A 7,239-nucleotide genomic window follows, 5' to 3' on the forward strand; every position below is an offset into this window, starting at 1 on the left:
GANNACGGCAAGCCGCCAAGCCTGTGGCAGATCAACGGCAAGGCCTGGGACATCACCGACAAGACCTGCGCCGACCGCCCGATCGCCAAACTGGAGAAGGGCAAGAGCTACATTTTCGAATTGAAGAACATGACCCAATACCAACACCCGATCCACCTGCATGGCATGAGCTTCAAAGTGATCGCGTCGAACCGCCACAAGGTGATTCCGTACTTCACCGACACCTACCTGCTGGGCAAGAATGAACGTGCCCGCGTGGCGTTGGTGGCCGATAATCCGGGGGTGTGGATGTTCCATTGCCACGTAATCGACCACATGGAAACCGGCCTGATGGCCGCCATCGAGGTGGCGTGATGCGCCAGATTCGCCCCGCCGCGATTATCGACCGCAGCCGCGACCAGGACTTTATGCGCGAAGCCCTGGCCCTTGCGGCCCAAGGCGCGGCACTTGGCGAAGTGCCGGTGGGTGCCGTGCTGGTGCAGGACGGTGAAATCATCGGCCGAGGCTTCAACTGCCCGATCAGCGGCAACGACCCCAGCGCCCACGCCGAAATGGTGGCGATCCGCGCCGCAGCATTGGCCGCCAGCAACTATCGTCTGCCGGGTAGCACGCTGTACGTAACCCTGGAGCCGTGCAGCATGTGCGCGGGCCTGATCGTACATTCACGCATCGCGCGAGTGGTGTACGGCGCGCTGGAGCCCAAGGCCGGCATCGTGCAAAGCCAGGGCCAGTTTTTTACCCAGGGGTTTCTCAACCATCGGGTGTTGTTTGAAGGCGGGGTGTTGGCTGAGGAGTGCGGGGCTGTGCTCAGCGAATTCTTCAAGGCCCGACGCGCGAAACCCGCGGACTAAACACAGACCCCTGTGGGAGCGAGCTTGCTCGCGATGGCGTCCTTTCAGTCAACGATGATGTTGAATGCTCGTCCGCTATCGCGAGCAAGCTCGCTCCCACAAGGTTTTTCAGTGTCTGGGAAAGTGGGTTTATTTGCGGGCGACGATAACCGCACGCATCGGCGCCGGCAGCCCTTCAATCGTCTTGCTGTGATCATCCGGATCCAGGAAATCACTCAACGACTGATACTTCATCCACTCCGTCCCGCGCTGTTCCTCGACCGTGGTCACGCTCACGTCGACGCAGCGCACATCACTAAACCCGGCCCGCCGCAGCCACAGCATCAGCGCCGGCACCGACGGCAGGAACCACACGTTGCGCATTTGCGCATAACGGTCTTCCGGCACCAGCACCTGCTGNTGATCGCCTTCGATGACCAATGTCTCCAGCACCAGTTCGCCGCCCTTGACCAGGCAATCCTTCAGCGCCAGCAAGTGCTCAATGGGCGAACGACGATGGTAGAACACGCCCATGGAAAACACCGTGTCGAAGCCTTCCAGGTTCGACGGCAGGTCTTCAAACGGGAACGGCAAGTGCCAGGCCTTTGGCGCGTTCAGGTAACGCTGCACCGCCTGGAACTGGCAGAAAAACAGCCAGTTCGGGTCGACGCCTATCACACTGTCGGCCCCGGCGCCGAGCATGCGCCACATGTAGTAGCCGTTGCCGCAGCCCACATCGAGGATGCGCTTGCCCTTCAAATCCAGGTGCGGTGCAACCCGCGACCACTTCCAGTCCGAACGCCATTCGGTGTCCACATGCACGCCGAACAGATCAAATGGCCCTTTGCGCCACGGCGACAACCCCATCAACGCGGAACGCATTTGCGCACGGGTCTCAGCGTCGCAATCGGTGTCCAGTGTCAGACCATTAAGTAAATCAACTTCACTCGGCTGAATCTTCGGCAACGCATCCAGCGCACTTTGCCAGCGCTCCAGGTCGCCGTGACCCTTTTCCATTTTGCTATCGAGTTGCGCTTGCAGGCCCTGGGCCCACACGGCCAGGGGAGTGCCGACCAAATGGCGGGCGAGAGGGGACAGATCAATCATGGCAAGGCAATCAACGAGGCAAAGTTAAGACACTGGAACCACGGCACGACTTTCGAGAACCCGGCCGCCAGCAGGCGTTCACGGTGTTCTTCGAGGCTGTCGGGCTTCATGACGTTTTCGATGGCGCTGCGCTTCTGGGCAATTTCCAGTTCGCTGTAGCCGTTGGCGCGTTTGAACGCGATGTGCAGGTCAGTGAGCAGCGCGTGTTCTTCAAGGTCGTTGAAGCGCAGCTTCTCCGAGAGGATCAACGCGCCTGCGGGCAACAGCGATTGGCGGATACGCGAGAGCAACGCGGTACGCTGGTCCGGGGCGATGAATTGCAGGGTGAAGTTCAGCGCCACCACCGAGGCCGGCTGGAACTGCAGCGCGAGGATATCGCCCTCGACCACCTCGACCGGCAGCAACTCCTGGAACATCGAGTCCTGGCCATTGAGGTATTCGCGGCAGCGCTCGACCATCGCCGCCGAGTTATCCACTGCGATGACCCGGCAGCCGTCGGTGCGCACATGGCGGCGCAAGGCTTGGGTCACCGCGCCGAGCGACGAGCCCAGGTCGTAGAGCACGCTGTTGGGTTGGGCAAATTGCGCCGCGAGCACGCCGAGGTTCTCGACGATGGTCGGGTAACCCGGCACCGAACGCTTGATCATGTCCGGGAACACCCGTACCACGTCCTCGTTAAAGGCGAAGTCCGGCACCTGGGGCAGGGGCTGGGCGAATAGGCGATCGGGTTCTTTGCTCACGGTTGGTCCGGCGACGNAGGNGGAAAAGGCCGGCATTTTAGCCAAATTGACGGGGGGATGCGCGGGTTGTCTGATAAACCGTGGGGGATTTGCGAAGGGGGCNGAGGCGGCGATACCCCATTGTCCCAGCCAGTAACTGAGGATGATCACATAGGGCGCCGCTTCGAACGGCAGCACGAATCGATTGATGCCAATGACGCTGTCGGAAAATACAAACGCCACCGCACCGGCCGCCGCCAACAGCGCCGAGCGTTTGGGCACGTCGGTCCCGAGCCGGGCCAGCGCCCGCCAAAGCATCGCGCTGATGGCCAAACCGTAGACAATCACCGGGATCAACAGAGGGCCCAGTCCGTGGGAAATCAAAATCCCAAGCAGCACCGCGCCAACCCCCAGGGCAATCACCAATGGCAACAACGCCAACCGCCGGCAATCGCTAAAGTAAGCTTTCAGATACGCCAGGTGGGCGACCAAAAAAGCCCCAAGGCCAAACACAAACAAATCCCCCGGCCACGCCAGCAACACATCGCCGAGCAGGGAGAAAATCAATCCAAGGCTGATCCAGCGCCGATACTCACTGGGCGGTGCGTCGTGCAACCAACCGAGCAGGGCCAATACCGGCAACGGTTTGACCAGCAGGCACAGCAGCGCGGCATGCACGCTCAATCCATACAGAAAGGTCACTGCGCCCATCAGCGCCAGAATCAGCCAGCCCACGATCAGTTAACCGCAATCGCGCAGTCGAAGGTTTTCACTGCCGGCACTTCTGGTGCCCATGGCTGTGAATAGGTCAAACGCAACCGGCCTGTACCGGTGGCAAACGCCTGAAAGCGCCAGGTCGAAATGCCCGCACTGCCGACGATCCCGGCGTCTTCCGGGTTGCTGTAGACCTCGGGGCTGAGCGCATGCAGCACGCCACCGGCCGAATCCTGGATCGACCAGCGATAGCCCGTGGTCGGGTTGCTCGGCAGGGTCAGGATCAGGTTCTGTCCGTTGCGCATCTGCAGCGGGCATTCGCCTTGTTTTTCCACGGTCACGTTCTGTTTCGGTTGCGTGGCGCAGGCGGCCAGCAGGGAAAGGGCGAGGGGGACAAACAGGCGAGTGGGGGACATAAGGTCAGCGGCTCCGGCGTTCACGACGAACGGCGAGCATAACTGAAGATGAGACAAAGTGTGACAACGACGGGGGAGTCGGCGGTGTGAGTGCCGACGCCTTCGCGGGCAAGCCTTGCTCCTACAGAGTGTGCGGTCCGTAGGAGCGAGGCTTGCCCGCGAAGGCGATGGTGCAGGCACTCCATGACTTTACCGGTAGTCGACGACTCCAGAGTCAGATTGAAACCAGTGACAATATGACTGGTTTGATCAGGTGAGTTGTCCAAAAGAACCAGGTTTACCGTGCCGTTGGTTGCTTTGTAATGCTCGGGGGATTGCATGCCCAGTTGATTGTTAAGCACTTCATGGAAATTCGCCGCGAGGAAGGGGCCCGCTTGCGCAAGTTCGTGAGTGCCACTTTTAATGTCTTTGCTGAAAGTAAACGACAGGTGCTTTTCGGCAGGACGGTTCCGGTTCTGATAAAAACCAATCGTCGTTTCGTTCAGGATTAAAAGTCGAATCTCCAGATCATTCGATCTGAACTCAAGCCGACCGGGCCCCATGAACGTCATGTTGCCATCCAATGCGAATAGTTCTTCGGTAGAGGGGCTGATTTTATCTGTGGTCATGTGCTAATTCCTTTTGATGATGAGCCATTTTGTGGCGAATGGGCTGGCCCTTTCGCGAGCAAGCCCGCTCCCACATGTTGACCGTGTTCCAAAGGATGTACTCGGTCAAGTGTGGGAGCGGGCTTGCTCGCGAAGAGGCCGGCTCAGGCGCTAGAGATCTATCAGAACAACACCTTCGCCACATCGGCAAAGCGCTTGGCAAAGTGCACCGTCATGCCTTCCTTCAGATACTCCGGCAACTCCTCAAAGCTGCCGCGATTCGGCTCCGGCAAGATCAACTCGTGAATCTTCTGGCGGCGCGCCGCAATCACCTTCTCACGCACCCCGCCAATCGGCAGTACATGCCCGGTCAGCGTCAGCTCGCCGGTCATGGCCACGCCTTTTTTCGGCGGTTGGTTACGCGCCAGCGACAGCAGCGCACTGGCCATGGTCACGCCGGCGCTCGGGCCGTCTTTGGGCGTGGCACCTTCCGGCACGTGCAAGTGCACGAAGGCTTCGTCGAAGAACTTCGGATCGCCGCCAAACGACTTCAGATTGGCGCTGATGTAGCTGTAGGCAATCTCGGCGGACTCCTTCATTACTTCACCCAATTGCCCGGTGAGTTTGAAACCGCGATTGAGCGTATGGATACGCGTCGCCTCGATCGGCAAGGTCGCGCCGCCCATGCTGGTCCAGGCCAGGCCGGTAATCACGCCGGTGCCGGACAGCACTTGCTCGTTGCGGAACACCGGATGGCCGAGCGAGGCTTCGAGGTCTTTCGGACCGATTTTGATCACCGCTTTTGGCTCGTCGATCAATTTCACCACGGCTTTGCGCACCAGTTTGCCCAGTTCTTTTTCCAAGTGGCGCACCCCGGCTTCGCGGGCGTAACCATCGATCAAGGCTTTCAAGGCGCTGTCGCTGATGCTCAGGCTGCCTTTGGACACGCCAGCCTTTTCCAGCTGCTTGGGCCAGAGGTGACGCTTGGCGATGGCGACTTTTTCTTCGGTGATGTAGCCCGACAGGCGAATCACTTCCATACGGTCCAGCAACGGACCCGGGATCGAGTCCAGGGTGTTGGCGGTGCAGACGAACAGCACTTTCGACAGGTCCAGACGCAGGTCCAGGTAATGGTCAAGGAATTCGACGTTCTGTTCCGGGTCCAGGGTTTCCAGGAGCGCCGAAGCCGGGTCGCCCTGGTAGCTCTGGCCCATTTTGTCGATCTCGTCGAGCATGATCACCGGGTTCATCACCTCTACATCCTTGAGCGCCTGCACCAGCTTGCCTGGCATGGCGCCGATGTAGGTGCGGCGATGCCCCTTGATCTCTGCTTCGTCGCGCATGCCGCCGACGCTGAACCGATAGAACGGCCTGCCCAGGGATTCAGCGATGGATTTACCCACGCTGGTCTTGCCCACGCCCGGCGGGCCGACCAGCAGCACGATGGAGCCGGCGACTTCGCCTTTGTAAGCACCGACCGCGAGGAATTCGAGGATGCGACTTTTGATGTCATCCAGGCCCGCGTGGTGTTTATCCAGCACCTTGCGCGCGTGTTTGAGGTCGAGTTTGTCCTCGCCATACACGCCCCATGGCACTGAGGTCGCCCAATCCAGATAGTTGCGCGTGACGGCGTATTCCGGCGAGCCCGTTTCCAGGATCGACAGTTTGTTCATCTCTTCGCTGATGCGCTTTTGCGCCTGGGTCGGCAGCACTTTGCCCACCAGGCGTTGCTCGAACTGCTCGACGTCCGCGCTGCGGTCATCCTTGGTCAGGCCCAGCTCTTGCTGGATGACCTTGAGTTGTTCCTTGAGGAAGAATTCGCGCTGGTGCTCACCGATCTTGCGGTTCACCTCGGCGGAGATTTCCTTCTGCAGGCGCGCCACTTCGACTTCCTTGCGCAGCATCGGCAGCACTTTTTCCATGCGCTTGAGCATCGGCACGCAGTCCAGTACTTCCTGCAACTCGTTACCGGTGGCCGAAGTCAACGCGGCGGCGAAGTCGGTGAGCGGCGACGGGTCGTTGGGGCTGAAGCGGTTGAGGTAGTTCTTCAACTCTTCGCTGTACAGCGGGTTGAGCGGCAGCAGTTCCTTGATCGCATTGATCAGCGCCATGCCGTAGGCCTTGACCTCGTCGGTCGGCTGGGTGGGCTGGTGCGGGTATTCGACTTCCACCAGGTACGGTGGGCGGTGGTGCTTGAGCCAGGTTTTGATTCGCACGCGGGTCAGGCCCTGGGCGACGAATTGCAGCTTGCCGTTCTCGCGGCTGGCGTGGTGCACCTTCACCAGCGTGCCGTACAGCGGCAGGGCTGAGGTGTCGAAGTGGCGCGGGTCTTCCGGCGGCGTGTCCATGTAGAACAGGGCCAGGGAGTGGTGATCGGATTTGCTGACCAGATCCAGGGTCTCAGCCCACGGTTCTTCATTGACGATGACCGGCAGCACTTGGGCCGGGAAGAACGGGCGNTTGTGGATCGGGATGATGTAGACCTTGTCCGGCAGGTTTTGCCCCGGCAGGGCCAGGCCGGTGTCGGTGGAGTGGTGTTCGGCGTTCTCCGGGTCGGCGTATTCGCTCGGGTCTTCGGGGAATTCTTGCTGGTCGCTCATGGGGCACCTGCGCAATGGGGTATGGGTCTTAGATGGGGCAGGTGGGGGGTGGTTTCAATGGGGCAGGATATTTCTGGGTGTGTGTTCAGGGTTTGGACAGGTGCTTTTGACTTGGCGGCCTGACAGTCGNNNGNGGTNNGGTNGATTGAGTACATATCCGTTGCTGCGGTAACGGCGGCTTAGGGTTCCGCCCTTACGGCGGGTCACTTTTTTACAAAGCGCCTAAAAAAGTAACCAAAAAACGCTTTGCCCCACCACTCGGTGCC

At 60.1% G+C, this 7,239-nt stretch carries 7 protein-coding genes and 1 pseudogene; 2 read left to right on the top strand and 6 right to left on the bottom strand.

The genetic code is table 11. The annotated features are described in order from the left end of the window. The coding region (locus B7L09_RS23520) for a multicopper oxidase domain-containing protein (protein ID WP_176457756.1) at positions 1–354 on the top strand (354 nt) is incomplete at its 5' end. Continuing rightward, positions 354–851 carry a tRNA adenosine(34) deaminase TadA gene (tadA, locus tag B7L09_RS23525; RefSeq protein WP_094470829.1) on the top strand — a complete coding sequence of 166 codons (498 nt, stop codon included), beginning with the start codon at positions 354–356 and terminating at the stop codon, positions 849–851. The genes B7L09_RS23520 and tadA, both read left to right, overlap by 1 nt. Positions 852–980: 129 nt before the next feature. On the opposite strand, the gene cmoB is transcribed toward tadA, so the two are convergent. From cmoB to lon, 6 genes and pseudogenes are all read right to left on the bottom strand, one after another. Further along, positions 981–1,937: a tRNA 5-methoxyuridine(34)/uridine 5-oxyacetic acid(34) synthase CmoB gene (gene cmoB, locus B7L09_RS23530; RefSeq protein ID WP_094470830.1), complete on the bottom strand. Its 957-nt coding sequence runs from the start codon at positions 1,935–1,937 to the stop codon at positions 981–983. Further along, complete coding sequence (gene cmoA / locus B7L09_RS23535) at positions 1,934–2,713, bottom strand: carboxy-S-adenosyl-L-methionine synthase CmoA (RefSeq protein WP_176457757.1); 780 nt, start codon at positions 2,711–2,713, stop codon at positions 1,934–1,936. The genes cmoB and cmoA overlap by 4 nt, the downstream gene beginning before the upstream one ends. A 63-nt stretch (positions 2,714–2,776) precedes the next feature. Further along, positions 2,777–3,391, bottom strand: a pseudogene (locus B7L09_RS23540) (lysoplasmalogenase); the annotation flags it as partial. A 2-nt stretch (positions 3,392–3,393) separates the two neighbouring features. After that, a complete protein-coding gene (locus B7L09_RS23545) occupies positions 3,394–3,786 on the bottom strand; it encodes a protease inhibitor I42 family protein (protein ID WP_094470831.1) in 393 nt (130 codons plus the stop codon). 20 nt (positions 3,787–3,806) lie between these two features. Continuing rightward, positions 3,807–4,394 (bottom strand): hypothetical protein, encoded by a 588-nt coding sequence (locus tag B7L09_RS23550; protein WP_255142483.1) that lies wholly within the window; start codon positions 4,392–4,394, stop codon positions 3,807–3,809. 161 nt (positions 4,395–4,555) lie between these two features. Next, a complete protein-coding gene (gene lon, locus B7L09_RS23555) occupies positions 4,556–6,973 on the bottom strand; it encodes an endopeptidase La (RefSeq protein WP_094470832.1) in 2,418 nt (805 codons plus the stop codon). Positions 6,974–7,239 lie beyond the last annotated feature (266 nt).

Origin of the sequence: Pseudomonas mandelii (assembly GCF_002251635.1) — a bacterium.
GTDB lineage: Bacteria > Pseudomonadota > Gammaproteobacteria > Pseudomonadales > Pseudomonadaceae > Aquipseudomonas > Aquipseudomonas mandelii_B.